Source organism: Marivita sp., assembly GCF_020055635.1.
GTDB lineage: Bacteria > Pseudomonadota > Alphaproteobacteria > Rhodobacterales > Rhodobacteraceae > Marivita.
On the sequence record NZ_JAIPUT010000007.1, the window covers coordinates 35,648 to 61,919 of the forward strand.

Here is a 26,272-nt window from a genome sequence, read left to right on the forward strand (position 1 = left end):
GCCTATCGACGAAAGTGTCCGGTCTCGCATCGGGCGCTTCAACAAAATTGACCTCAAAAGGATTTGAAAATGACCATAACCAGACTTCTTCTTACATCGAGCAGCGCCCTTGTCCTGTCGCTGTCTGCAGCGCTTGCCGATGATAATTTCGTCCTTCTGGAACAGGAAGGCGAATCCAACTCGGCTCTGATCGACCAGACCGGCGCAGACAATTCAAGCGTGGGGCATGTCAAGCCGACACCGTCCGGCCCGGGCGGGATTGTGGATGGCATCGCAAAGCAGGTGGGTGATGACAACGTCATGAACATCACGCAAATCGGCAGTGCCAACAGGGTTGCACCCGGTCCCTTCAACGATGGTCGTGCCGATCAGCTGGGCGATGGCAATACTCTTTCGATCGTGCAGGCCCGCGATCCAGCCGCGACCGGCTCTTCCGGAAACCGTGTCGGAACGACCATTCAGGTCGGTGACAATCACGAGGCTAACATCACCCAGACAACATCGGATCGCCCCAACAATGCCAACCTGCGCCAAAGCAACGGCGGCAGCGGCGAAGACGGGAACACCGCGTCCATCGTCCAGAATAACACCGGGAGCGGGCAGAACAACATCCTGACCTCGACCACCGATGGCGGCGTGGCCCAGAATGGCCAGCGCAACATCGCCTCGGTCGAACAGGACGGCACCCGGCTGCGCCTGCGCCGCCTGAGACAGATCGGCGATGACAACAGCGCGAATGTTCTGATGACCGGCGAAAGCAACGGCGTGGCACCCTACGAACTGACCGATGGCTTCTCGGGGGCCAGCAATGCCAGCGCTTCGGAAGTGAACCAGACCGGCGACCTCAACGTGACGGCGCTCTCGATTGGGGGAACGGGCAATTCCTATGGCGTGGAGCAGGCAGGGAACGAGAACCTTGCCCTTGGCATCGTCGTGACAGGCAATGATAATTCGGTCGGTGTTGGCCAGTTCGGCGACCGGAACGAAATCGACCTTGCCACCGTGGCCGGGACTCGCAACAGCACCGGGATCAACCAGACAGGCGATGACAACTTCGCCTCGACCGATGTGTCCGGAGACGACAACGATACGCTGTCGCGGCAAACGGGTGACTTCAACACGGCCACGGCGACAATTGGCGGCGGTGGAGACAACACCACCTTGATCGACCAGACCGGCAATCTGAACATCGGCACGGCAACCGTCATCAGTGGGGGTGGCAACACCACCAATGTCCTTCAGGATGGCACCGCGAACATCGGCACCGCAGATATTTCCGGCGGCGGCGTCAACACCACCAATGTCGATCAGACCGGTAATGCGAATATCGGTACGGCAGGGGTTGGGGGTGGCGGAAACAACACCACGGACGTCCTGCAGAATGGCAACGCGAACATCGGCACGGCGGATATTTCCGGCGGTGGAGACAACACCACCACGGTCGATCAGATGGGCAATCTTAATATCGGTACGGCACTTGTCGGCGGCGGTGGCGACAACGTCACCGACGTCCTGCAGGACGGCTTCGGAAACTTCGGTCTGGCCGATATCGGCAGCGCCGGCGGGAACACCACCCTGCTCGATCAGCTTGGCGAGGCCAATGACGGCAGGATCACCATCAGTGGCGGCGGCGACAACGATACGACGCTGTTGCAGGATGGTTTCCGAAACGTTGCAACTGCCGACGTCGGTGGTGCTGGGAACAACGTCCTGATGGCGTCGATGACCGGCAACTTGAACCGCCTGCAATTGGAGCAGGGCGGTGCTGGCAACAACAACATGGACGTGTCGGTGACGGGGGACCGGAACAACTACACCTCGCCAACGCTCACCTTGCCGTTCGTCGGGACCGTCCCGATCAACCCGCCGTCGTCACCAACATTCTCGGGTGCCGCGCTGACCGCCAACGGCACCGGTCTTGGCAAAGGCGACCTGTTCCAGAACGGCGATGGCAACTCTCTGTTGCTTGCGGTTGCAGGGGACCTGAACAGCTTTGCCACGCTGCAAGACGGTAACGGCAACAGCATCGACGGTTCGGTCTCGGGCAACATGCACCAGGCCGTCGTGACGCAGGTCGGCATGAGCAATGTCGCCAACTTTACCCAGAGCGGCATCGGCAACAATGCTGGCATTTCCCAGTAAACTCTGAGTGTGCCGCGAACGTCACGCGTATCCATGGAGGGCCCGGCATCGAGCCGGGCTCTTCCAACATTTTCAGGGCGAATTTCAAGTCAACCCAATGAGGCATTTCCGATGACCTGCTGAGCACGTCCGGAAGGGGCGAACCTGCCATTGTTCATCGTTGCGCCCATCAAGGAAGAAGCGGTCCCCGCATCTGTGTCTATTCGCGACAGTTCAAGACGCGCGCGAATACCGTACGCCTTCGGGCACGTGTTGATCCAGGACAGACGCGATGATGCGGGTCAGCGGGCGACCCTCCGGCGCGATGTGCAGGCGCGTGCCGTCCAGCGTGACGTAAGGCGCAAAGCGCGCCGCCATGGTGCCCAGTGACGGGGCAAGACCATAGGCGACCGGGCCGAACTCTGATCCCAGGTCATCCAGATCAAGCGTGAATGCACACATCAACCGTTCGATCGCCCGCGCGCGCAACTGGTCTTCGGCCGTCATGTGATAGCCGCGGGCGCCGGGAAACGCGCCGGTGTTGATCCGCTGGATGTAGGCGGCGGTCGCAGGAGCGTTCTGCACGTAGCCGTCCGGGAAGCGCGAAATCGAGGAGGCCCCGAGACCGATCAGGGTCTGGCATGTGTCGGCGGTGTAGCCCTGGAAATTCCGGCGCAGATGTCCGGTGGTCAGGGCCTGCGCGAGGTCATCCTCGGGGCGGGCGAAATGGTCGATGCCGATGGCGGTCAGGCCGGCCTCGACAAACCGCTCGGCCGCGCGGGTGGCAAGGGCATAGCGCGCCAGATCATCCGGCAGGGCGGCCTCGTCGATCAGCTTCTGCCGCTTCGACACCCAGGGAACATGCGCATAGCCGAAAAGCGCCACGCGGTCAGGCGCGAAGGTCAGGACCTTGTCGATGGTGTCTTCGATACGCGCGAGGCTCTGGTGTGGCAGACCGTAGACCAGGTCGGTGTTGAGCGACGTGACACCCGCCGCGCGCAGATCGTCGACACATGTCCGTGTCACGTCAAAGGGCTGCTCTCTCCCGATGGCCTGCTGCACTTCGGGGTCGAAATCCTGGATCCCGATGGAGGCGCGCGTCAGACCTTCGGTGGCAAGTGCTTCAATCTTGGACCGGTCGACCATGATGGGATCGATCTCGACTGAGAACTCGAACTCTTCGGCGGGGGGAAACACGGCCCTGATCGCCTTGGCGAGGCGGTGGATGAGCGGCGGCGGAAGGATCGTCGGTGTCCCGCCTCCCCAATGCAGCCGGCCCATGCGCAGGCCGCCCGGAATGGTTTGCCGCAGCAGCTCGAGTTCCGCCTCCAGCGTCCCGATATAGCTTTCCACCGGGCCAAGCGTCCGCGTGCCCTGGGTGTGGCAGGCGCAGAACCAGCACAAGCGTTCACAAAACGGAATGTGGATGTAGACCGAGACCGGGTCCGCCGGATCGAGCCCTTCCAGAGCGGCTTTTTGAAACGCGCCCCCGGTCTGGGGCGAGAAGACAGCCGCGGTCGGATAGGACGTGTAGCGCGGCACGCGCGCATCGAAAAGGCCAAGCGCCTTGAGTGTGTCTATGTGTTCCATGCGCTCTGTGTAAACGGGTACGAAACCCTCATCTTTGCACCAGATCAAATTGCGCGATGAAAATACGCGGCCCGTCGAAGCCGTCATCTGCCCTTGTGTCAGCCAGTGTGAGCCTGATCCGGGTCGATCTGTTGATCATGCGCGACAATATTCGCGCGATTTCGGCCATCTTGCCGGACGGCATTCGGGCCCGTTTCAATGGCGACGATCCAAAGCCCAGGCCCTATGCCGGGTCCGAAGGCACGCTGGCCTATTTTACCGGGCTTGAGTTGAGCCTTGTACATCTGCCGGGCAAAAAGGTCACTGGCATCTGCCATTTTTCCGGACTTCCCCGCGGGGGGGCCTCTATACGGAGCGCACGGTATTGCTGAGCGTCCCGATCCCTTCAATTTCGCAAACCACTGTGTCGCCATCCTTGAGGAATTGCGGTGGATCCATCGCGTAACCGACACCCGACGGCGTGCCCGTGGCGATCAGATCGCCGGGTTCCAGCGTCAGACCCTCGGACAGCGACGCGATCAGCGTAGGAATGTCGAAGATCATGTCTTTCGTGTTGCCGTCCTGGCGCTGGTCGCCATTGACCTTGAGGCCGATGGAAAGCGCCTGGGGATCGCTGATTTCATCGGCGGTCACGATGGCCGGGCCGATGGGACAGGATCCATCGAGACCCTTGCCCTTGAAATACTGTCCGCCGTGGCGGCGTTGGACGTCGCGTGCGGTGACGTCGTTCAGGATCGTGTAGCCGAAGACATGGTCCATCGCGTCGGCCTTTGCGATGTTGCGCCCGGCCTTGCCGATCACCACTGCCAACTCCACCTCGTAGTCGATCGATGTCGAAACGTCCGGGAAAATCAGGACATCTCCATCCGGAGGCACGACGGACGTTGGTGGCTTGGTAAAGAAGACCGGATGTTCCGTCGCGCCGACCTTCTGGTTCTGCGCGCGGTCTCCCTCGGCAATATGCTCGGCGTAATTGCGGCCGACGCAGAAAACGTTTTTCAGCGGTTTCGGGATCGGCGCCAGAAGCGTGACAGCGTTGCGGATCGTCTTGTCTGCATGCTGGCCGTCTTCGGCCTCTGCCCACAGTTTGCGGACCGCGTCGAGCGCCGGTGTCCCGCCCTCGATCAGGGATTGCATCGTCCCCGCGGCTTGAGAGATGTCCAACATGCTGCCGTCAGACAGGTATGCAACACAGATTGCATTGCCGCCCACGGATATCGTAGCCAATCGCACTCGGCGATCCTCCCTCGTTCTTGTGTCGCGCGCGTCCGGCAAGGCCTTGCCTTGCGATTCGCGGACACTCTTCTCTTCCCAGGCATGTTTCGTAGTCTCAAGGTTTCGATCAATCAACCAATCACCGGATTGGGCGGCGGCATGTCCTCAACAACCGACCTTGCGCAACGGCTGCGCGACCAGATCGACACCGCTGGATCTCGCCACAATGACTGCGTTTCGCCAGAGCGCGAACTTTGCAAGGCACTGGGCACGACGCGCATCGAGGTCCGCAAGGCTTTGGCCGAACTCGAAGCACAGGGGTGCATCTGGCGGCATGTCGGCAGGGACACATTTGTCGGGTCACGTCCCGGTCCGAACCTTCAGGACGTCACCTATCCGGGCGACCAGATCAATCCCGCGCAGGTGGGACAATCTCGTTATCTTGACGCCCGGTTGCCAAAATTCGGACAAGTTCATGCCTCAGCTTTGGTCGACTGCTTTGACATGACCGACTCGTCCGCGAGTCCTGCCGTCGCGTGGCGGTTCGGATGAAGACGCATACTCTTGAAGGGGCATCATGAAAATCCTCGCTGTCGATGACGACTTCACTGCTCTCGAAATCCTGGAACTGGCCCTGAGCGCCGCAGGCTACGATAACTTTGATCTGGCGCAGTCTCCTGGCGAAGCTCTGGCGTTTATCGCAGAGGCTGAAACCCCTTACGATTGCCTGCTGCTCGATATCGTCATGCCGGAAATGGACGGCGTCGCCCTGTGCCGCCATGTGCGCCAGATGCCGCTCTATGCACATGTTCCGATCATCATGATCACTGCGGTGCAGCACAAGGACACCCTGACAAGTGCCATCGCGTCTGGTGCGACGGATTACGTGAGCAAGCCTTTCGACGGGCTGGAACTGGTCACACGGTTGCGTGCAGCGGAATCGCTCATGAACGCAACCAAGGCGGCACACCGGCATGCGCGCCCCAACCCGGTCAAAGCTCGGGCAGAGCGCGCATCGGCCCTGCAACTGCCGGACGCTTTCAGCCTTGAATCGAAACCGGGGCTTGTGAGCCAGGCAGATCTCGTGTGCGAATTCATGGAGACAGATCAACTCCGCCGGTCCATGCACATGTTTTCGGTCGCCGTCTCGGACGTCGAACGTCTCTGGGACGCGTTAACAGCCACCGAGTTCCGGGCCTTCGTGAACGAACTGGCCAATTCGATTTACCATGTCACGGCGGCGTGGAATCCACGGATCAGCTATACCGGCCACGGCGTCTTCTTGGTCGCGCTCTTCGATGTCGGGTTCATATCCGCCAAGGGCATCCATAGCGTATTCAAGGCCAGCCTGGCGACAACGGCATTCCAAACCGTCGCCGCCTGTCGCGCCGAGATAGCGCTTTGTGTCGAACATGTCCGTCTTTCGGACCCGGATGACCACCTGCGCATCAATGCCCTCTTCCAGGCCGGGACCATCGCGAGGGGCAATGCCGCCCATCGAACCACGGCCGAATGCGAGACGGACATGCGCCATCAGATCCTTGGACGAGACCAGCAATGCGTCGTCACCTCCTACGAGATTGCGTTGATGAAGGCCGCCCCGCAAAAGATCATTCCGCGGCGCATCTCCCGTGGCCAGCAGCGTGCCTCTCAGGTATCGGAAGCCTCCGCCGACAAGCGGGACGCGGCAGTCGGAAAACAGCCCTTTCTATTCGAGAGGTAATCCGGCCCGGACAGTGTCACCACCGCGAATGACGGCGCGAGTGAAGACGCTGTCGCGCGGGCGCTCGATGCGCTTCAACCGGCGAGGGTGTAGCGTTGGATCAACTCGAAACGCCCATCCTCCCGCTCGCCCACCAGCGCAACCTCGTCCATCACGAAAGGCGCGGGCAGGGGGGGCAGATATGCGCTAGCGGTGTCGATCCAGTGGTCGATCTCAGTGATCGGAAGACGGCCCGTCAGGGTCAGGTGAAAGCGAAACTGCTCCATGACGTAGGGATAGCCCCACCGTTGCAGCAACGCCTCCTGGCGCTCTGACAGCCGCGCCTTGCGCCGACGCTCAAGCTCGGCCGGTGACGGCGGAGCGCGGAAGGCATCCAGCACCTCGACACAGGTCGCGGCCACGCGGGCAATCCCCGAGGTATCGCCAGACGGAGTCAACGCGAGGAACCGACCCAGACTGGTCAGGGCCAAACCGTCGCTTTGCGCCGGACCGCAAGCCTGCGTCATCCGAGTCATCGCCACGCACAAACCCTCGAGATCCGTGCCCTCGGCCAGCCGGAACGGCGGCTTCAGCGTGCCGTGAAACCCGTATTTGCGTGGTGTCATTGTCACATCATCAAGTCCGGGCACGTCGGGCTGAACCAAGTCGCGCCCCGCGACGCAATCCCAACCCAGCCAGGCCGCCCCGAAATCGGCCAAACTGCCCTCCGGCGGCAGATAATAGATCGCAAAACGCGTATATGACATGAACTCACCTTTCCTTTCGACCCATTTGGCAGAGGCCGATGACGGTTCCATGTCAGAGGTGCTGCATCTTGCCAATGCCCGCCTCGTTCTGCCGGATCGTGTCGTGACCAGAACCGGCGAAAGGCGTCACAGAAAGAGACGGGTCAAGATCGCCGGTTCCGCCCGGATCGCGACACACCAGACCAACATCTTCAGCTTTGCCGACCATGCCTTAAAGAAATCGCTCAGAGTAAGTACGCAAGTCCCGCGACGGCAAAGGGGACCGGCAGGCTGACAAGAATGCGCACCAGCGTTGCCTGGCGGCCCATGAAGGACAATTCATACGCGAAAATCTTCGTCGTCGAAAAAAGCGACCAGGACGTGACATAGGCAATCGCGGCGACCGGGGCTGCGCCTGCCTTGAGCGCCGCTGCACCGATGGCAAAACTCACAAACGCCCCACCCGGCGTCAGCGGCCCCAACGCGATCGCAAGGAACACCGCGGTGATTCCCGCTTCGGCTCCCAGAAGGCGACGCACCTGATCCTCGGGCAACAACTCGGCAAAGAACCCTGCGCCGAGCAACGCAACGAGGACACGCGGCGCGGTGAACAGGAAGGTATCGAGCGAGGCCCGATAAGACGCGTGCCGCCATTGCGAATTGGGCAGGTAAGACCACAGCCAAAGGGCCGCTGCCCCGATCAGGACCGTTCCGATCAGGATGTTCATGCCACGCGCCTTTGCATCACGGCGCGCGCGGCCAATCCCAGCAGAACCGGCGCAGGAAGGCTGAGCAGATAACGTGTCCAGACAAGATCCGAGGGCAGGAAAGAGAACTCCCAGATCAGGGTCCGGTTCAGCCCCAAAAGGCTCCAGCCCGAAATGAACGCGATCATCGCCCCGAGATCCGCCCCGGCGAGCGTCAATCCCGCCGCCAGGGGAAAGGTCATCATCGGCCCGCCGGGCAAGGCCGCGCCGCACGCGGCGGCCACAACAAGACCTCGCAGTCCACTTTCGCGCCCGATCAAGCGTCCCACCCGGTCGCGGGGAAGAAGCATCGGCAGTGTCGCGGCGATGAATATCCCCGCCGCGATCTTCGGCGTCAGCAGTGCGATGAAGCGAAAGGTTTCGGCCACGATCTCGATCGTGCGGTCAAGCCCCGACGTCCAAAGGACGGCCAATCCACCGGCAAGGGTGAAGCCCAGCAGAACCAGAAGACTGCCATCCACCACCTTGCGAGGCTTGCGCAGGGGTGGTGGATCAGCCTCGGTATTTTTCAATGAAAGCATCGATGTCGAGTCTCCGAATGTCCGGCAGTTCACGCTCGTACGTATCGCGGGACCCGTCCCACAACGCAATCTCCCTCAGGGCTTCGGCCTGTCATTCTGAAAAGCGGCGTTTGCGCGCCGGGACGCCCCCGACAACTGTCCAAGGTGCGACGTGCTTGGTCACAACCGCGCCAGCACCTTTACGGCGTCCGTCTCACGGCCGATCAGATTGGAATGTGCCCGCGTACACCTTTTGAATCGTGTAATTATGTTTATGTAATATACGCATTTCGGAGCCACACGCGTGGACGACTTTTTCCCCGAGCTGCGGGAGGAACCGCGTGGTTTCTAGGCTCGAACGGACATACCGGCTTCGGAGCCATCGTCGGGCTGGAGCCCGATGGCGGCGGCGTGTTCGATCAAAGCGTCGCGCAGGCCAACCAGAACAGTCGATCGCGACGACACCTGGCGTTGCACGAGACCGACACGGCGAAAGATTGCGCCTTCGCAGAAGGGTCTGGTGTGGAGCCTGTCGGTCCGCATGTCGAGAGTGACGATCTTTGGCACAATGGCCACGCCAAGCCCGGCCTCGACCATGCCGACGACCGATGGCATGGTGTTTGTCACGACGATTTGCCGTGGGGTGATGCTCAGACGCGAAAGCTCCGTTTCGATCTGGCGGGCCAACGGCACATCGGTTGCATAGCGGATGAAAGGCAGGTCGCGTAAAAGCGACAGATCGCTGCGCGACCGCTCTGTTGACGGTGCCAGAAGGACAAGCGGCTCTGTCAGAACCGTGCTCCAGGTGAGTCCGGCCGGGACGCCGACATGTTCCGCCACCATCGCAGCATCAAGACGTCCTGCGGCGACATCCGACATCAGGGCCTGCGACATCCCGACGGTGAGTTCGAAGGCCAGATCAGGGAACTGCGGTCGCATTTTCGCGAAAGCCTGCGGTACAAGCTGCATGGAAACTGTGCGAATTGCACCGAATTTGAGCACGCCGGCAGTTTTTCTGCCCGAAACCACCATCTGGACCTCGGCCATCGTCTGCACCACGTCCCGCGCGGCCCGCACCAGTTCCTGGCCCCGTGCATTGAGCTGCCGGGGGCGTTTCTTGCGGTCGATGAGCTCGACTCCGATATGGGTCTCAAGCGCCTGAATTTGCTGGCTTACAGCGGACGGCGTGAGATTCACGATGGCCGCTGCCCCGGCAAGACTTCCTGCGTCGGCCACGGCCACGATCGTTTGGAGTTGGCGCATATCCATGCATCTTTCTTTAAGCATCCTTTCATCAAAAGACAAAGAATATTCGCTTTCGAAAGCGTTTGTCCCGTTCTAACCAGTTGAAGGCCCTGATGCGTGGGCACCTACAGAAAGGAATTCTTCATGACCTTATTCTTGCGGACCCTCGCCGGCATTGGCCTGGCAGTTGTCGCCCTGATCCAGCCAGCCACTGCTCAGGACTATCCCAGCAAACCCGTTGAATTCATCGTGCCGTGGGGGCCGGGCGGTGGCAGTGACACGCTGATGCGCATCGTCGCCAACAACGTCACGCCGTTTCTCGGAGCGGAAATGCCCGTGATCAACATTCCCGGTGTCGGTGGTACCGTCGGCTTGACCGAAGCATCGCGCCGAGCGGCGGACGGATATACGATCAGCCAGGTTCACGAAGGGCTGCTTGCGGCCACGGCCACCGGCCTGACCGAGCTGTCCTGGAGCGATTTCGACCCGATCGCACTCTTGACCGCCTCTCCGCAATATCTCGTGGCTGCGGGCGATCAGCCTTTTGACACGATGGAGGGGCTTGTAGACTATGCACAGGCAAATCCGGGCGAATTGACCATCGGCGTGACGCTTGGCGGCGTTCCGCATCTGCACGCCGCGATGATCGCCGAGGCTTTTGAGCTTGATTGGCGCTATGTCGGCTACGAAGGCACGGGCGAGCGTGTGCGTGCGCTGGTCGGTGGCAATCTCGACCTCGCCATCGGCGATATTTCGTCGTCCTTGCAATTTGTCGAGAACGGCGATCTGGTCTTCCTGGCCACGGGATCGACAGAGCGGCTGGAACAGACACCGGATGTTCCCACCTTCATGGAGCTTGGCGCCGATCTGGACCTGTCGATCACGCGCGGGATCGTGATGCCCAAGGGCGCGCCCGAAGACGCACAGGCCACGCTCGAGGCGGCCCTGTCCGAGCTTTCCGAGGATGGCGCCTTCATCGAACAGATCAACAATGCCGGCGCCGATGTCGCGTTCCGTGGGCGCGAGGCTTACACGGCTTACCTGTCGAACCTCGCCGGAACGGTCGAGCGTCTGGCAGCGGTCATCGCGCCTTGAGCACGACAGACGAACAGATCGGGACCGGAGGGTCGGGCGACATCGCCCGGCTCTTGTCCTATGTCGCACTGCTTGCGGCATCGGCTGGTCTTTTCCTCGAGGCCAGCACCATGCCGACATCGCGGTTCGAAGTTCTGGGTGCAGGGGCGTTTCCCATGCTGGTGCATGGCGCGCTGATCCTGTTGCTGACCGGATCCATCATCGGGTCGCTGCGCAAGATTCCGGCGGATGCCTACGGGCGCTTTGCCGCTGACGTGGTCGCGTGGGGCAAGGCAAAACGCCTTGTCTTCGTGGTCTTCGCCGGGCTTGGCCTTTACGTGGCGGTCATGCCTGTGATCGGCTACACGTCTTCGACGTTTCTGTTCCTCATCACCTTGCTGGTCACCCTGGCGCCCAAGACCCGCACGGCCCTTGTCGTCGCTCTGGTTCTGGCGCTGGTCTTCTCGTTCGGCCTGAACTGGCTCTTTGCCGAAGTCTTCAACGTCTTCCTGCCAAGGGGAAACTAGGCTCATGGACGCCTTTCTGCTCGGGGCTTCTCAGGTTCTGTCGCTGTCGACGCTGGCGATGATGCTGCTCGGTGCGATTGCCGGGATCATCGCGGCAGCCATACCCGGCTTCACGGTGACCATGGCGATCGTTCTGACGCTGCCGCTGACCTTTACAATGGACCCGCTTCAGGGGATCGCCGTGATGCTCTCGGTCTATGTCGGCGGCTACACCGGCGGCCTGATCTCGGCGGCCTTGCTGGGTATTCCCGGAACGCCCTCTTCCGTAGCCACCACCTTCGACGCCTTCCCCATGTCGCGCAACGGCGAGCCGGGCCGCGCCCTGTCGCTCGGGGTCTGGGCCTCTTTCTTCGGCACGATCATCTCGACCGCCGTTCTCATCGTCGCGGCCCCACCCTTGGCGATCTTTGCCGTCAGACTGGGGCCTTGGGAGTATTTCTCGCTGATCGTCTTCGCGTTGACCATCGTGGCCAGCCTCGTCGGACATTCGCTTCAGCGCGGGCTGATCGCCGCGCTCATCGGGTTGGTCATCGCGACGATCGGAACCGACCCGATGATGGGTCGCCCGCGTTTCGACATGGGGTTCGAATTGCTGGCGGCGGGTCTGCCCTTCCTCGTTGTCCTGATCGGCATCTTCGCGATCTCACAACTTGCCTCGGAGGTCGAGGACGTCAACGCCATCAAGACCGGAGAGCGGTTGGTCACCAGCGATATCGAGTTTCGGACCTGGAGCGTGATGCGTGAAGTGCTGATGCGCCCGGTCAATCTGATCCGGTCGTCCCTGATCGGGGTCGGCATTGGCGCCCTGCCCGGAGCGGGTGGGTCCATCGCCAATCTTGTTGCCTACGACCAGGCGCGACGCAGTTCCAAGACGCCCGAGAAATTCGGAACCGGAACCCCGGACGGCGTTGTCGCTTCCGAAGCCGGCAACTCGGCTACCGCCGGCGGCGGCCTTATCCCGCTGATTGCGCTTGGCATTCCGGGATCCGCCGTCGACGCGATCCTGATGGCGTCGCTGATGGTGCATGGCATCTCGGTGGGCCCGCGCCTGATCCTCGACAATGCGGATCTCGTCTACGGGATGTTCCTTGCCATGGCGGTCTCGAGCCTGATGATGCTCGCGGTCTGCCTTGTGTCGATGCGACTGTTCCTGCGTGTCGCGGAAGTGCCGAAATGGGCCGTCGTGCCGATTGTCCTCGTGTGCTGCGTGGTCGGATCATTCGCGCTCAACAACCGGGTGACGGATCTCTACCTGCTGGCCGCTGTTGGCCTGCTGGGCTACGCGCTCAAGGCGCTAGATTACCCGCTTGCCCCGCTCGTACTGGGGGTGATCCTCGGACCCATCGCCGAAACCAATCTGCGCCGCGCGCTGATGACGGACAATGACTGGACGCTGTTCCTGACGCGCCCCATCAGCCTCCTGCTGCTTGTCGCTGCGGTGCTGTCAGTGGGCTGGGCGATTTGGACCGTCCTCAAATCCAGAAAACACGCTACCAAACTCAAGGACTCTTCCTGATGCCATTCCGCCACGATGCACCCTATGCTTCCCGCCGCTCACCGGTTCTGGCGGAAAACGTGGTCTCCACGTCCCATCCGCTTGCCGCGCAGGCGGGGCTTTCCATGCTGGCCAAAGGCGGCAATGCCGTAGACGCGGCAATTGCAGCCGCCGCGACCCTCACGGTGGTCGAACCCACGGGCAATGGTCTGGGCTCGGACGCGTTCTGCATCCTGTGGGACGGGTCCGAACTGCACGGGCTGAATGCCTCGGGCGGGGCGCCGCAAGGCTGGACGCCGGAGCGGTTCAGCGGCCAGGATGCGATGCCCTTCAGAGGTTGGGAGAGCGTCACAATCCCCGGCGCCATCGGTGCATGGTCCGCCCTGGCAAAGCGGTTCGGGACATTGGACCTGCCCACGCTCCTGGCCCCGGCAATCGGCTATGCAGAAACCGGCTTCACCGTCACACCCGTGATCGGTGAATTGTGGCAGCGCGGGGCAGACACGCTGTCGGATCAGCCGGGCTTTGCCCAGGCCTTCATGCCGGGCGGGCACTCCCCGAAAGCCGGTGAGCGTTTCCGCAACCCTGACCAGGCCCATAGCCTTCAGCTCATTGCGGAAACCGACGGCCGCGCCTTTTACGAAGGCGACCTGGCAGCGCGGATCGCATCGTTTGCACGCGAGCATGGCGCCGCGTTGACCGAGGCGGATCTGGCGGCGTTCGAACCGGAATGGTGTGGCACCCTCTCAACGGCGTATGGCAAGAACGAACTGCACGAGATCCCTCCCAACGGCCAAGGGATCGCGGCACTGATGGCGCTTGGCATGCTCGAGCATCTCGGCCTTGGGGAATTCGATGCCGATGATCCACTTGCCCTGCATTTGCAGATCGAGGCAATCAAGCTGGCCTTTGCCGACCTTCACGCCTTTGTCGCCGATCGCCGTTTCATGACAGATGTCACGCCCGAACACCTGATCGACCCGGGCTACCTCGCGACCCGGGCGCGGCTGGTGTCGCGGGATCGCGCGCAGAACCATGGCCCCGGCGCACCCCGAAACGGGGGGACGGTCTACCTGACCGCCGCCGATGCATCGGGCATGATGGTCTCGTTCATCCAGTCCAACTATGCGGGATTTGGCTCGGGCGTTGTGGTGCCGGGCACAGGCATCAGCCTTCAGAATCGCGGCGCGGGCTTCACGCTCGAGCCGGGACATCCCAACGAGGTGGGACCGGGCAAACGGCCCTTCCACACCATCATCCCCGGCTTCCTGATGCAGAACGGCGCGCCGAAAATGAGTTTTGGAGTCATGGGCGGACCGATGCAGGCACAGGGCCATGTCCAGATGGTTCTGCGCACGCAGCTTTGGGGACAGGATGTCCAGACCGCGGTGGATGCGCCGCGCTGGCGTTTCGTTTCGGGCAGCACCGTCGCCTGCGAGACAGCCCTGCCCGAAAAGACCCGCGCGCGGTTGACGGATCTGGGGCATGACATTTCCGTGGAGTCGCCGGACAGCGCCTTTGGCTTCGGCGGCGCGCAACTGATCGAGCGTCTTGCAACCGGCGGATATGCCGCCGGGTCAGACCCCCGCAAGGACGGGCAAGCTGTGGGCTTCTGAGCGCATGGCTTGTCGCAGGCTTTTGGGCCGGGACGACAGGAAGGTTTCGCGCGACTACAGCTTGCTGTGCGCACCATCGCAGAGCGGCTGATTGCTGCTGTGCTTGCAGCCGCAAAAGAAGACACGCTTGCTGGCATCTGGGGTGTATTTGACCGGCGTGATGCCGGTGTCCTTGTGACTGCCGTCGCAAAAGGGCTGCTTGGTGCTTTTGCCGCAGGCGCACCAGAAATAGGTCTTGCCGTCTTGAACCTCGACCGGAAACGGCGACTTCTGCGTGATGATCGGTGCTGTCACTGGATACTCCATCATTGTCTGTCACGGAAAGTAGCGCCAGATCGGGCAAATGGTAGGCGGGCTGAGCCCAGCGATGAAGAAGCAGGTTCGGCTCGGGCACTGGCCCTGATTTGCATCAAATACCCGGTTGTCCAAGCCGGGTAGAGTGCCGTCAGCCAGGCTGACCCATGATCGACCAGAGTCCAAGAGGCGCCATGCACGACAAGACACCCGAAAGCGCGCTTGCATCGCTTGGCACGACGACAGCCGGTTTGAGCGCTGACGAGGCCGCGCGCCGGCGCACGAAGCACGGCCCAAATCGCCTGCCCGACCCGCCGGGGCGCAACCCGGTTCTGCGGTTCCTTGCGCAGTTCCACAACGTCCTGATCTACGTTCTGATCGGCGCGGCAATCGTCACCGCCGCCCTGGAGCATTGGGTCGATACGGGCGTCATTCTTGCGGTGGTGGTGGTCAATGCAATCATCGGCTTCGTGCAGGAGGGCCGCGCAGAAAAGGCGATGGCAGCCCTGCGCGAGATGCTTGCGCCGCGGTCTGCCGTGCTGCGTGGCGGGAGCCGTGTCAACGTCGATGCCGCCGATCTTGTACCCGGTGACATCGTCATTCTCGAGGCAGGCGACCGTGTGCCAGCCGATCTGCGGGTGATCCTCGCGCATGGGCTGACCGCCGAGGAAGCGATCCTCACCGGAGAGTCGATGCCCGTGGAGAAGGCCACGGCACCGGTGCACCGTGATGCTGCGCTCGGGGACCAGGCATCGATGCTGTTTTCCGGAACGCTGGTCGCCTCGGGCACAGGACGCGGCGTGGTCGCGGCCACGGGCGCCGAGACGCAAATCGGCCAGATCAGCGGCATGCTGAGCCGGGTCGAGGTGCTGACCACGCCGCTTGTGGCACAGATGGACCGTTTCGCACGGTGGCTGACCGTGTTCATCGTCATCCTTGCGGGCGGCTTGCTGAGCTATGGCTATTTTGTCCGGCACATGGGCTTTTCAGACCTGTTCATGGCAGTGGTCGGCCTGTCGGTCGCGGCCATTCCCGAAGGCCTGCCCGCCGTGCTTACCATCACCTTGGCGGTGGGTGTCCAGGCGATGGCCCGGCGCAACGCCATCGTGCGCCGCCTGCCTGCAATCGAGACGCTGGGGTCTGTCTCGGTCATCTGCACGGACAAGACCGGAACGCTTACTCGCAACGAGATGATGGCGGCATCGCTGGCCACCGCCGGTCATATCCACGAGGTGACCGGCGATGGCTACGCGCCCGAAGGCGAGCTTAGCGCGCCCGGTGCAGGTGACGGCGAGGCGGCAACCCTGCAGGAGATCGCGCGCGTGGCCGCGCTGTGCAACGATGCAGTACTGCGCGGGCCCGAGAACGGCTGGCGCGTGGAAGGCGACCCGATGGAAGGCGCGCTTCTGGCGCTTTCAGGCAAGATCACCGGTGACGGGGCAACGCCATTCGCCGGTTGGACCAGGCGGGATGCGATCCCCTTTGACGCCGCGCACCGCTACATGGCGACGCTTGACTGCGACGGTTCAGGACGCGCCTGCATCCACGTCAAGGGCGCACCAGAGGCGGTGCTTTCGCTATGCGGCAACGCGCGTTCGGAGGACGGCGGAACGGTACCGCTTGACGCAGATCACTGGCTTGGCGCAGTCGAGACCCTTGCGGCCGGAGGCCAGCGCGTGATCGCGGTGGCCACGCTCGAGCGGAACCCCGAGTGCAAAAGTCTCGCCCCTGGCGAACTTGCCGGAAAGCTGACTTTTGTGGGGCTGATCGGCCTCATCGACCCGCCCCGCCCCGAAGCGATAACGGCGGTGGCCGAGTGTCATGCGGCCGGTATCCACGTGAAGATGATCACCGGTGATCACGCCGCAACGGCGCGCGCCATCGCAAGGCAGATCGGATTGAAAATCCAGGACCGCGTTCTGACCGGTGCAGAGCTCGAGGCGATGGGAGATGCCGCCCTTGCCGACGCCGCTGCTCAGACCGACATCTTTGCCCGAACCTCTCCGGCCGACAAGCTGCGGCTGGTCACGGCGCTGCAGTCGCGCGGGCTCACCGTGGCCATGACCGGTGACGGGGTCAACGACGCCCCTGCCCTCAAGCGCGCGGATGCCGGCATCGCGATGGGTCTCAAGGGCAGCGCGGCGGCGAAGGAGGCGGCGGAACTGGTGCTCGCCGACGACAATTTCGCATCGATCGTCGCAGCGGTGCGCGAGGGACGTACCGTCTATGACAACATCAAGAAGGTCATAAGCTGGACGCTGCCCACCAGCGCCGGCGAAGCGATGACCATCGTTGTCGCGCTGTTCGCCGGCATGTCCTTGCCGATCACCGCCCTGCAAATCCTGTGGATCAATCTGATCACCGCCGTAACGCTGGGCCTTGCGTTGGCGTTCGAACCGCCAGAGCCGGGCACCATGCGCCGCCCTCCCCGCCCGCGGGGCGAGCCGCTGCTGACCCGCAGACTTGTCTGGCAGATCGTCTTCGTCTCGATGCTGTTTCTTGCCGCCGTTTTCGGAGTCTACGCCCATGCGATTGACGCCGGACATGCTTTGCCATTGGCGCAGACACTGGCGATGAACATGCTGGTGGTGCTGGAAATCATGTACCTCTTCTATATCCGGAACCTGCACGGACCGTCCCTGACCTGGGCAGCCGCCAAGGGCACAAAGGTCGTCTGGGCCTGCGTGATCTTCGTTACGGCTGCGCAGGGCGCGATCACCTATCTGCCGCCGCTGCAAAGGATTTTCGGAACCGCGGCGGTGCCCTTCGGCGAAGGCATCCTGCTTGTCGGGATCGGGATCGCCTTCCTGGCCCTGATAGAGACAGAAAAACAGATACGCCTTTCGCTCCTGCCTGGCAGCAGACGTGACCAAACCTGATCCTGGCGCTGCCCGGAGGGGTTCAATGGGGCTCCGGGCTATGTCGGGTCGGGTGTCTGCTTGTTCAGCGCCGACCCTTCGGGTGGATATTCCAGGCTTCCGCTCAGCTTCGCCTTCAGCGTCCAGTCGAAATCGGGAAACGGCAGGTTTTCCGATTGACGCCACGCTTCGACAGCGGCTTCTGCCCGATTGACACGCTCGGTGTCGGGGCCTTCGTCGGGGGCGGCGTAATGCGTCACGGACGGGAAGGCGAATTGCGCACCGGCCTCTTCCACCACGGCCATCATGCGCAGCAGGACATCCTCGCGGACAGCCGCGAAGGTGTCGATGTCCGAGGCCTGGATGTAAGAAAAGATCTCGATATCGAGCGAATGCGCGCCAAACGCCATGAAGCGCACCCTGAGCGGATCCGACAGCACCGCAGGATGGCCGATGAGCAGCTTGCGCAGCGCCACCAGAACATAGCGCAGCTGGTCGGGGCGCGTTTCGTAGCGCAGTTGCAGGACCGTGGTGAAGAGGAAGCGATCCCGACGCGAGAAATTCTCGAGTTCCATGTCGAGGAACTGCGAGTTCGGCACGCTGATGACCGTGCGGTCGAGGGTGCGCAGCCGGGTCGACCGCAGCCCGATATGTTCCACCGTGCCCGACTTGTCGCCGAAGCGGCAGAAATCGCCGACGGAAATCGGGCGGTCGGCGAAGATCGTGAAGCCCGAAAGCAGGTTCTGCAACGTCGGCTGAACGGCAAGAGCGAAGGCGATGCCGCCGATCCCGAAGCCGGCCAGAACACTGGTAAGCGGCAGCGACAGCATATGCGCGATGGCAAGAACCGCAGCAAGCAGCAGACCGCCCCGCAGGACCCCGGAGACCAGCGACAGAAGGATGAGGTTGTGCCCGATGACCCGTTCAGCATTGCGATACCTGTCTGCCATGGCGCCAACTGCCTGCCATCCCAACAGGAACAGGCCGAAAACGATCAGGATGACGGCGACGGCGGCCAGAACTCCGGTGAACCGTTCCGGAAGACCCAGAACAAGGTCCGCGCCCAGAAAGACAATCCCGACGGCCAATCCGCACAGCGCCCAACTGGCAAGCTCGTTGCTGATCGGATGCTCTTCGGCTGCCGACGCGTTTTCCGTCGTGAAAAGACTGCGCAGGATACGCAGCGCAAGAAATGCAGCACCCCATGCCAGGATCAGCGTCACGAACAGGGCCCACCACTGCCATATTTCGAGCGGTCCCAGGGGCGTGAGCGTCGAGGGCAGGACACCGCGAAGCGCGCTGCGGATGATGAAGTGAATGTCGCGATCCTGAACCTCGGTCAATCCGGGAGCCAGCGGCATGTCCTCCATCGACGTGTAGACGGCCCGGATGGTCCGCAGGGTCTCGGGGGTGAATTGCCAGATGACACCTTCTTCGGTTTCGACAGGAGCGATGACGACGCTGCCTTCTGAGTGCCGAAAATGCACATAGGGAATATCGCCGTTCGGGGCGTCGGGAATCTCCTGCCAGATGACGTAGCCGGCCCGGTCGATCACCCGCTTGAGATATCCCGCCAGCACCTGGCCGTCGTGAATGCGGGTGACTTCCGGTCGTCCCCGCAGATCCAGCGCAGCAAGCGCAGCCGGTGCAGATCCGTCGGGGTTGAAGCGAAAGCTCAACAGGAACGCGCGCATCGCGTCGCGCGGGTCTCTCGGACCAAGGCCCGCCTGATGCTCTTCCGTTGCGGTTCCGGACGCAGTGCGAAGCCTGTCGCGCAAAGTGGCAAGCTCATCGATCGAGCGCGGCGCGAGATACCACTGGCCCTCATGCAGCTGAAACTCGATCCCGACTTTCAGCCCTGTGCCCGCCTGTTCCAGATCGACCGTGACCGCGTTGCCATCCACCTGCTGAGGCAGGTCCCACAGGCGAAAGGTCGTTTGGTTGATCACCGCATGGAGCGCTCGGGCATAGTCGAACCTGTCCGCATCACCTTCCGTGCCATCCTGCGGGCGGACAAGTGCCGCGGCCATGCCCAGGGCTTCGAGATCGCCGTCGACAGCCTCGTTGGCCGCCGTCAGAAAATCGCGCATCGTGTTCATCGGGCTGGACTGGTTCACGATCGCGACACGCGGGCCTTCCGTCGCGGCCCGAGCACCTGTCCACCATTCACCGGATCCGAAGCGACCGGTGAAGGATAGCCCGTCGCGCGACTGGACAAAGACAAAAGCACCAGAGCGGTCCTCTTCGATCCAGCGACCGCGCAATTCGCGCCCCACCGCAACGGCCTCGACCCGGCCTTCATAAAGCGGATAGGTGCCGGTAATCAGGGCTCCGGATTGGTCAAGGTTCAGCCTCGCCCCGCCGTCGCGCCACAGCGTATCCCATGTGCCCCCCCATTGCGCGGGCGGCGCGTCCTGCGCCTTGGCCGGCGTCGAGAGGACGAGGCCAAGCAGCAGGGCGAAAAGTGAAAATACCCTAAGCAGGCTGGCCATGATGTGTCCGTGTCCTTGCAGAGTGAAACATCTGCGGTCAGCGCAGATAAACGGCGGAAAGTTCGGCGAGGATGCCGCCCTCCGCATCTTGAAGCTCGAGCGATTGCCCTTGAAGACGGAAGCTGCGGGTCGCAGCCAGCATGTCGAGCAGCGCCTGTTCAATCGTATCGAGCGGCGGCGGGCAGGCCATTCGCGTGCTCGCCCCCACGGCTAAAGTCAGGGTCTCTCCGTCTTGATCATGCCGGCCGAGGATCCGATTGCACCCGACGGTCGCCCGGAAGCGCCGTTCGGGATCGCTGTAGAGGACGATATGCGGCTCACGCCGGTTCTGCATCGCCCTGACCTCTTGGCCCATCAACCTGTCAAAGCGCCAATAGGTATCGGTGAGCGATGCCTGCGGTTCGGCCTTGGCGCAGGTATCCCCGGGCCTTGTGGCAATGAACCGATCGACGATCAGGCTGGTTCGGGGCGCGCCCTCTGGTGTCGGACGCGGGGCAAGACCGCCTTCCACATGCACGACGACCGGCGCGCCGGATGTAGGTGCCGCCTCGAGATATGCGCGTTCAAGCGCGTCGTAGTCACCGCCCTGCGCGATGGGATAGCGGACGCCCGAAAAACATTCCTCGAAACGTGCGGCATCGTCCCTTTGGGTCATCCGACCCAGCAGGAAGAACCCGGCAAGCTCGGCAGGATCCAACGTACCGTCGCTGATCAGCGCATAGTCGAGTTCGGATGTGATCGGATTGCCCGCCATGTCCATCTGGCGGAGGCGATCCGGAGCCTCGACCTGCCAGAAAAGTGGCATTTCTGACGCGCCATGCAAGACGATTGCGCCGCGCACAGGGTCGGCGTACCAGCGCCCGATCTCGTCGCGACGTGTTGTTTCATCTGCTTTGAGCCATTCGCGGCGCATATGGTAATATTGTCCCGGCCACAGGTCGAGATGATGGCGGATGCCCTCGCAATCGGCGCAGGGCAGCGTGCCGCGGAACGTGGCCGGCAGGCGCAGGCCATGCGCACCGATCTTGGGCGCCGCAGCACCGGACCTGTCCCCCTGAACCCGCTTCATCACCACCTCTACTGTCTGCGCCTCGCCGTCCTGCAGAACCGGAGTCGCCGTATCCGTGGTGAACAGAAGCTGCCCGTCATGCCTGAGTGTCGCCCGCAGGGCATAGACCGCCCGCGGGTCGAGATCCGCCGGGTCATAGTCGATGGCGAAGGCGATCGGCGATTGTCCGGCCCCGTCGATGACAATGCGCGCAAGTGGCCGCGCGGGCGCATCGGCCCGCGAGGAATCCTCGATCACGGCCTCGAAAACCGCGTCGGGTGGAAGCGCGATCCGTTCCCGGATGACGGCGGTGCCGGTCAGCGTGTCGGCCATTGCAGTGCCGATCCCTGCCACGGCTGCCAGCAGAACCGGCGCACATGACAAGACATGCCGCCTGCGCAAGGTCATCAAGGAAAAGAGCATGTCCTGTCGCCTTTTTTGTGCCGATGGGCCCTCGGGATCGTCTTCAAGACGGGTCCGCGCCGGTATCGTCGCTTCGAAAGGTGTGATTCGTCTTATATATACTTGATGTCCCCACGTAGCGGGTCTGTGGCGGGCCCGGTGGAGCGCAGTGACCCGTTTCGGGTCATCCTCGGCGCCTGGATCAAGAGAATCGCCATACTCATGGGCAAGCGAACAAGTCTTGGGGACGCCTGCGGGCGTCCGGCTCGGAGGGACCATGTCTGGCAGAACACGTATACTTGCCGCGGTTTCAGCACTTCTGCTGGCGGGCTGCTTGGAAAGCGAAGGGTTCGGCGGCAGCGGCGGATCGAGCGGCGGCGGTGGCTTTGGCGGAACCGGTGGCTCGGGTGGCTTTGGCGGGAGCAACCAGGCGGGGCTGTCCCTTGCCCGCGACGTCTGCTTCAACGACATCGAATCCCGAGGAGCGCGGATCGTTCGGGTGGAATCCGAGCGCGAACTCCTGAATCGGGCCGAAATCGTGGTGCTCACCCGCCGCAGCGCGGTGTCTCTCAACACCGAACGCCGTCTGTGCACCTTCTATTACAACACCGGGCTTCACGACACCCGACGGATTTGATGTGCCTTCATCCCCAGACCAAGGAGGTCGGAATGAAACGACTGACGAGCCTGTTCTTCGTTGCAACCTTGTGCGCGGCAACGCTTGCGCCGGTGCCCGCCAAAGCGCTGACCGACGCCGAGAAAACGGCGCTTGCCGCGCTGTTGCTTCTCGGAGCAAGCGTGGCGGCGGCAAAGCACGGCAAGCACAACAACAGCACCTCCAATTGGGACGAGGATCGCCACGGGGAGCCGTTTTCACCAAGCCCTGGCATCGTGTGCCTGCCTCGGCCAAAGCAATGTTACCAGAACGGTGCAATCTCGTGGCGCTGGACACAGCGTATGTTCGGCTGATGCCGCGAATCTGACACTGGCCCCTTTTTTCAGACGGAGATGACCCAATGACCGCCTTGAAATCGCTGATATGCGCCCTTTGCCTCTTCCCGCTGGCCCAGGTCGCCGCCGCTCAGTCCGGTGACCAGGTTGACCGTGCCGACCTTGCCGCCCTTGACCGGATGGGCATGGAGGTGGGCACCTATGCCGCCGAATACCTTGGCGGCTATGGTGATCTTTTCGAACCGCAGATGCTCGTCAAGCTGGGTGTCATTGCCAAACAAAGAGCCATTGCGCATACCTGCGACGGCTTCGAGGTGGACATGGAGCGGTACAATACGGCCATGGACGGGTTGTTGCGACCGATCATCGACATGATCAAGCCTCCCGAGGATGGCGGAGCGGCGATCAATCTGCCTTTCACTATCGCGATGTCGGCCTATTCCATGTTGCTTGGTGGCAACATCGCCTCCGGCGCTGCGGCTCCCGACGAAATGTGCGCTCTTGGGTCCGATCTGCGCGACGCGCTTGCCGGTGGAGATGACGAGGCGCTTCTGATCTGGACGACAGCGGACTGAGTGCTGTCCCGCTCGGCGCCGCTGGTTTCTTCCCTCGTGTTTTTTTACCAGTTTCGGCGGCGACGGCTTGCGAGCCGGGACATCTTGGATCCCGGCTCGCGGGTCGCATGGTCAGCACCGCTCGCGTGGCGGCGGACCCAAATGCCCCTTGCGTAACGCAGGCCAAGGTCACAAGCTGACCACACAGGGCCGGACGAACCCTTTTTGATGCTGCAAGGGGTGGCAGATCGACGTTCGGGCCGGAAAATCGCGCCGTTTTGACCATGGGCGAAGGAGAACGCGGCGTGTCAGAACCGCAAGAGAGTTCGAGACTGCGGCTGGAACTCGATGCGCCGGGCTTCCTCAAGGTGGAAAGACTGGTTGCCTACGAGATGGGCAATCTGCTCCTGATGCTGAACCTGCAACTGCAACAGCGCTTCGGTTTGCGTGCAGAAGAGTACCAGGTCTATCTCCTGATCGTGCTGGCGACGGTGCAGCGTTTCGCGAATATCAGCGATGTAAACACCGAGAACCTGAGCCGTGCCCCCCTGCCCCCCGACCTCGCCGGATCGATTTCACGCCGCCGGATCGCGGATGTTCTGGGCATCCCCTTCGAAACGGTTCGCCGCACCGTTGCCAGCCTGCTCGACCGTGGCCTGATCGAAGAACGCAGCCGCGGTTGCCTCTCGACCCGCGGGGGCACGCTGCAATATCTTGGCGAAGACGCGACCCCCGAAAAACTTGCGCGCCGCTTCATCTCCAGCATCAACACGATGATCCGCATCGGAGCCATTAAACCGCCCGACAAGCTGTAGCCCGTAACCCGGCGCCAGCGACCGGCACACGAGGCCCCGGCCGCTTTGTTCAGAAGGATTTCGTCAACGACAGCTTGAAGGTCCGGCCCGGCGCCTTGCGGCTGGGCGAGGACAGGTGCCCGACGTAGTCGGCATCAAGGACGTTCTCGACACCAATGCGGACCTCGGTCTGATCCAGCCAGCCGCGACCCTGCGGACTCCATGTGGCGCGGAGATTGTGCACCGTGCTGTCGGACAAATCGGCACCCAGCGCATCGCGGCGGTCGGTGGCATGAACGACTTCCCAGCTCAGGTCCAGGTTTTCGTCCCATGTCCGGCCCAGGGTCAGCTGCGCCCGGTCCGCCGGGCTGTTGCGCCAGGTGGCTTCGGTGTCATCGGGATTGACTTCGGTGCCTTCGCCAAGATGGCCCGCGAAATCGACATAGACCCCGTTCGCCAGCCCGTAGGACGCTTCGAGCTCAAACCCCCGAGACTCGACCCGGTCAAGCTCGGTCGCCATTGATCCGGCCACCGTGTAGCTGGTGATGTCCCACAGGTCGGTCTGGTAGAAATTGCCGCGCAGGGTGACAATGTCTCCGGCGGCAACGACGTCCGTGCCGCTGTATTCGGCCCCCAGTTCGAACGTGTGCGATTTCTCGGACAGGCCGATGCGCCGCTGTGCCGAAGCGCTGGTTCCCAGATCGTCGATGATCGGCAGACCCTCGGTATAGGCGGCGCTGCCAAAGGCCGACAGGCCATTGCCGAAATCATAGGCCAGCGCCAGGCCACCCATCAGCGCATCCTTCTCATAGGTGTCGGGCACACCGGCAAGGTCGTCTTCACTTTTGATCGTTGACCGTTCGTAGCGCAAAGCGGGGGTGGCAGTGAATTGCCCGATTGTCATTTCATCAACGACGAACACCGCGAAACGGTTGTTCGTCCCACCCGGAGCGCCCGCATCGGTATTGTCCGCGCGGATGCGCCGTTGCGCCTCGATGCCCGCAAGCATGTCGTGGGACACCGCGCCCGTGTCGAACAGCGCGCGGTTGGACACGGTCAGCTTGGTTGTCTCATAGCGTTGATCGGCATTCACCGTGCCAACGAGAAACGGAAAGCTGGGCGTGCCTTCAAGCGGCGACGAGCCGGGAATGTACTCATATTCGATGCTCTGGTCGGCGTAGGACAGGTTGGCACGCAGGTCGATCAGGTCGTTGGCCGGGTTGTAGCGATATGCCAACACCGTCTGCGCGGTGTCCGTCAACCGGTCGACATTGCCGAAACTGCCGCCATCCGTTTCGAACTGGTCATAGGGCACGTCCTTGTCATCGGCCACGGTGCGCGAATGGCTGAAGGTCAGGGACTGCGCGTCATCCTGCCCGAACGTGAACGTGCCCTTCGCAAGGTAGGACGGCGTCCGGAAGGCCGAATTGCCAATCGTCGTGCCGTCCCCGGCATCGAGATCATCCTGATCGCGCCATGTGTAGTTGAGCAGGAACTCGGCCCGCTCGGTCGGCATCCAGGCAAGGTTCGTCGAACTCACCTTGCCGTTGCCGTTCGAGCTGAATTCGAAACTCTGCGACCCGCCAAAGCCGGGGACGCCACCGGTAAAGTCCGACGCATCCTTGGTTTCCAGCTTGACCACACCGCCGACGATCCCCGATCCGTAGGCGAAACTGCCGATGGTGCCGCGCAGGACCTCGACCTCGCGGTAAAGCAGCGGGTCGGTGAAAAGCTGCGTGCCGATGCGGTACAGCTCTTCCGAACCCACAGAGGCCCCGTCGATCTGAACGGCGATCTTCTGATCCGATCCGAAGGTCGTGTTTGCACCGAAACCGCGAATGTTGATGCCGGACCCTTGCGGCGTCGTTCCATTGACCAGCGTGACGCCGGGCACCGAGTCGATCAGCTGCGCGACGGTGCTGGCCTGACGGTCCCGGATCTCGGCCTCGCCGACAACCGTGCGCGACAAAGCGGTGCCAAAGCTGAGGTCGCGTTTGCCACCAGTGAGAATCAGAGTGCCCAGAAAGCCGGGATCACTGTCCTGCGCCGCGGCTGGCACGGCCAGCGACAGACAGACAAGCGCGGTCGTGCCGCGCAGCAGGGGGGTAAGCATATGCGCCATCCTTCATGTGGTTTTTGCCGTAGCTTGCGAAGGCTGGCGCGGCTGTTTTTGATGAATATGCGATGAACCTTATCGCAATGGGTTGCACCGTTACCTTTATCGCACTAAAACAGTCAAGTAATTTGAGACAGCCACGCACCGCTTCCCTCCGGGCGCAGC

Annotated in this window: 23 protein-coding genes; 13 read left to right on the plus strand and 10 right to left on the minus strand. The window is 62.5% G+C overall.

All coding sequences use genetic code 11. The annotated features are described in order from the left end of the window. The first annotated feature begins 69 nt into the window (after positions 1-69). Positions 70-2,142: a hypothetical protein gene (locus LCF60_RS05540; RefSeq protein WP_292290275.1), complete on the plus strand. Its 2,073-nt coding sequence runs from the start codon at positions 70-72 to the stop codon at positions 2,140-2,142. Positions 2,143-2,355: 213 nt separating this feature from the next. Here LCF60_RS05540 and hemN read toward each other — a convergent pair whose 3' ends face one another. Then, positions 2,356-3,711 (minus strand): oxygen-independent coproporphyrinogen III oxidase, encoded by a 1,356-nt coding sequence (hemN, locus tag LCF60_RS05545; RefSeq protein ID WP_292290276.1) that lies wholly within the window; start codon positions 3,709-3,711, stop codon positions 2,356-2,358. A 56-nt stretch (positions 3,712-3,767) separates the two neighbouring features. Between hemN and LCF60_RS05550 the strand changes: the two genes are divergently transcribed. Further along, positions 3,768-4,082, plus strand: coding sequence for a hypothetical protein (locus tag LCF60_RS05550; protein ID WP_292290277.1), 315 nt, complete (start codon positions 3,768-3,770; stop codon positions 4,080-4,082). Here LCF60_RS05550 and LCF60_RS05555 read toward each other — a convergent pair. Beyond that, positions 4,057-4,878, minus strand: coding sequence for a fumarylacetoacetate hydrolase family protein (locus tag LCF60_RS05555; protein WP_292290279.1), 822 nt, complete (start codon positions 4,876-4,878; stop codon positions 4,057-4,059). The genes LCF60_RS05550 and LCF60_RS05555 overlap by 26 nt on opposite strands. Before the next feature lie 207 nt (positions 4,879-5,085). On the opposite strand from LCF60_RS05555, the gene LCF60_RS05560 reads away from it, so the two are divergent. Next, on the plus strand, positions 5,086-5,478 hold the full coding sequence (locus LCF60_RS05560; protein WP_292290280.1) for a winged helix-turn-helix domain-containing protein: 393 nt from the start codon (positions 5,086-5,088) through the stop codon (positions 5,476-5,478). A 25-nt stretch (positions 5,479-5,503) separates the two neighbouring features. Beyond that, complete coding sequence (locus LCF60_RS05565) at positions 5,504-6,649, plus strand: response regulator (RefSeq protein ID WP_292290281.1); 1,146 nt, start codon at positions 5,504-5,506, stop codon at positions 6,647-6,649. Between the two features lie 74 nt (positions 6,650-6,723). On the opposite strand, the gene LCF60_RS05570 is transcribed toward LCF60_RS05565, so the two are convergent. The 4 genes from LCF60_RS05570 to LCF60_RS05585 form a co-directional block, all read right to left on the minus strand. After that, positions 6,724-7,395: a DUF1045 domain-containing protein gene (locus LCF60_RS05570; RefSeq protein WP_292290282.1), complete on the minus strand. Its 672-nt coding sequence runs from the start codon at positions 7,393-7,395 to the stop codon at positions 6,724-6,726. A gap of 224 nt (positions 7,396-7,619) precedes the next feature. After that, on the minus strand, positions 7,620-8,102 hold the full coding sequence (locus tag LCF60_RS05575; protein ID WP_292290283.1) for a hypothetical protein: 483 nt from the start codon (positions 8,100-8,102) through the stop codon (positions 7,620-7,622). Continuing rightward, a complete protein-coding gene (locus LCF60_RS05580) occupies positions 8,099-8,662 on the minus strand; it encodes a hypothetical protein (RefSeq protein WP_292290285.1) in 564 nt (187 codons plus the stop codon). The genes LCF60_RS05575 and LCF60_RS05580 overlap by 4 nt, the downstream gene beginning before the upstream one ends. A 327-nt stretch (positions 8,663-8,989) precedes the next feature. After that, positions 8,990-9,904 carry a LysR family transcriptional regulator gene (locus LCF60_RS05585; RefSeq protein WP_292290286.1) on the minus strand — a complete coding sequence of 305 codons (915 nt, stop codon included), beginning with the start codon at positions 9,902-9,904 and terminating at the stop codon, positions 8,990-8,992. 126 nt (positions 9,905-10,030) lie between these two features. Between LCF60_RS05585 and LCF60_RS05590 the strand changes: the two genes are divergently transcribed. Genes LCF60_RS05590 through LCF60_RS05605 form a run of 4 tightly spaced genes read left to right on the plus strand, consistent with a single transcriptional unit; the run spans position 10,031 to position 14,598 of the window. After that, positions 10,031-10,981 carry a tripartite tricarboxylate transporter substrate binding protein gene (locus LCF60_RS05590; RefSeq protein ID WP_292290287.1) on the plus strand — a complete coding sequence of 317 codons (951 nt, stop codon included), beginning with the start codon at positions 10,031-10,033 and terminating at the stop codon, positions 10,979-10,981. Further along, complete coding sequence (locus tag LCF60_RS05595; protein WP_292290288.1) at positions 10,978-11,487, plus strand: tripartite tricarboxylate transporter TctB family protein; 510 nt, start codon at positions 10,978-10,980, stop codon at positions 11,485-11,487. The genes LCF60_RS05590 and LCF60_RS05595 overlap by 4 nt, the downstream gene beginning before the upstream one ends. Positions 11,488-11,491: 4 nt before the next feature. Continuing rightward, complete coding sequence (locus tag LCF60_RS05600) at positions 11,492-13,003, plus strand: tripartite tricarboxylate transporter permease (RefSeq protein ID WP_292290289.1); 1,512 nt, start codon at positions 11,492-11,494, stop codon at positions 13,001-13,003. After that, a complete protein-coding gene (locus LCF60_RS05605; protein WP_292290290.1) occupies positions 13,003-14,598 on the plus strand; it encodes a gamma-glutamyltransferase family protein in 1,596 nt (531 codons plus the stop codon). The genes LCF60_RS05600 and LCF60_RS05605 overlap by 1 nt, the downstream gene beginning before the upstream one ends. Before the next feature lie 54 nt (positions 14,599-14,652). On the opposite strand, the gene LCF60_RS05610 is transcribed toward LCF60_RS05605, so the two are convergent. Then, positions 14,653-14,892 (minus strand): CDGSH iron-sulfur domain-containing protein, encoded by a 240-nt coding sequence (locus LCF60_RS05610; protein WP_292290291.1) that lies wholly within the window; start codon positions 14,890-14,892, stop codon positions 14,653-14,655. A 194-nt stretch (positions 14,893-15,086) separates the two neighbouring features. On the opposite strand from LCF60_RS05610, the gene LCF60_RS05615 reads away from it, so the two are divergent. After that, on the plus strand, positions 15,087-17,771 hold the full coding sequence (locus tag LCF60_RS05615; protein WP_292290293.1) for an HAD-IC family P-type ATPase: 2,685 nt from the start codon (positions 15,087-15,089) through the stop codon (positions 17,769-17,771). Positions 17,772-17,809: 38 nt separating this feature from the next. Here LCF60_RS05615 and LCF60_RS05620 read toward each other — a convergent pair whose 3' ends face one another. Both LCF60_RS05620 and LCF60_RS05625 read right to left on the minus strand, forming a co-directional pair. Next, positions 17,810-20,242 (minus strand): mechanosensitive ion channel family protein, encoded by a 2,433-nt coding sequence (locus LCF60_RS05620; RefSeq protein ID WP_292290295.1) that lies wholly within the window; start codon positions 20,240-20,242, stop codon positions 17,810-17,812. Between the two features lie 37 nt (positions 20,243-20,279). Beyond that, positions 20,280-21,713: a YbaY family lipoprotein gene (locus tag LCF60_RS05625; RefSeq protein WP_292290296.1), complete on the minus strand. Its 1,434-nt coding sequence runs from the start codon at positions 21,711-21,713 to the stop codon at positions 20,280-20,282. A gap of 256 nt (positions 21,714-21,969) precedes the next feature. Here LCF60_RS05625 and LCF60_RS05630 point away from each other — a divergent pair, with 256 nt between their 5' ends. The 4 genes from LCF60_RS05630 (at position 21,970) to LCF60_RS05645 (ending at position 24,012) form a co-directional block, all read left to right on the plus strand. After that, a complete protein-coding gene (locus LCF60_RS05630) occupies positions 21,970-22,329 on the plus strand; it encodes a hypothetical protein (RefSeq protein WP_292290297.1) in 360 nt (119 codons plus the stop codon). A gap of 32 nt (positions 22,330-22,361) precedes the next feature. Next, positions 22,362-22,661: a YcgJ family protein gene (locus LCF60_RS05635; RefSeq protein ID WP_292290298.1), complete on the plus strand. Its 300-nt coding sequence runs from the start codon at positions 22,362-22,364 to the stop codon at positions 22,659-22,661. Between the two features lie 47 nt (positions 22,662-22,708). Further along, positions 22,709-23,218, plus strand: coding sequence for a hypothetical protein (locus tag LCF60_RS05640; protein WP_292290299.1), 510 nt, complete (start codon positions 22,709-22,711; stop codon positions 23,216-23,218). A gap of 284 nt (positions 23,219-23,502) precedes the next feature. Further along, entirely contained in the window at positions 23,503-24,012 is a 510-nt protein-coding gene (locus LCF60_RS05645; protein ID WP_292290300.1) for a hypothetical protein, read from the plus strand. Positions 24,013-24,061: 49 nt separating this feature from the next. Here LCF60_RS05645 and LCF60_RS05650 read toward each other — a convergent pair whose 3' ends face one another. Next, on the minus strand, positions 24,062-26,104 hold the full coding sequence (locus tag LCF60_RS05650) for a TonB-dependent receptor (protein ID WP_292290301.1): 2,043 nt from the start codon (positions 26,102-26,104) through the stop codon (positions 24,062-24,064). Between the last annotated feature and the right edge of the window lie 168 nt (positions 26,105-26,272).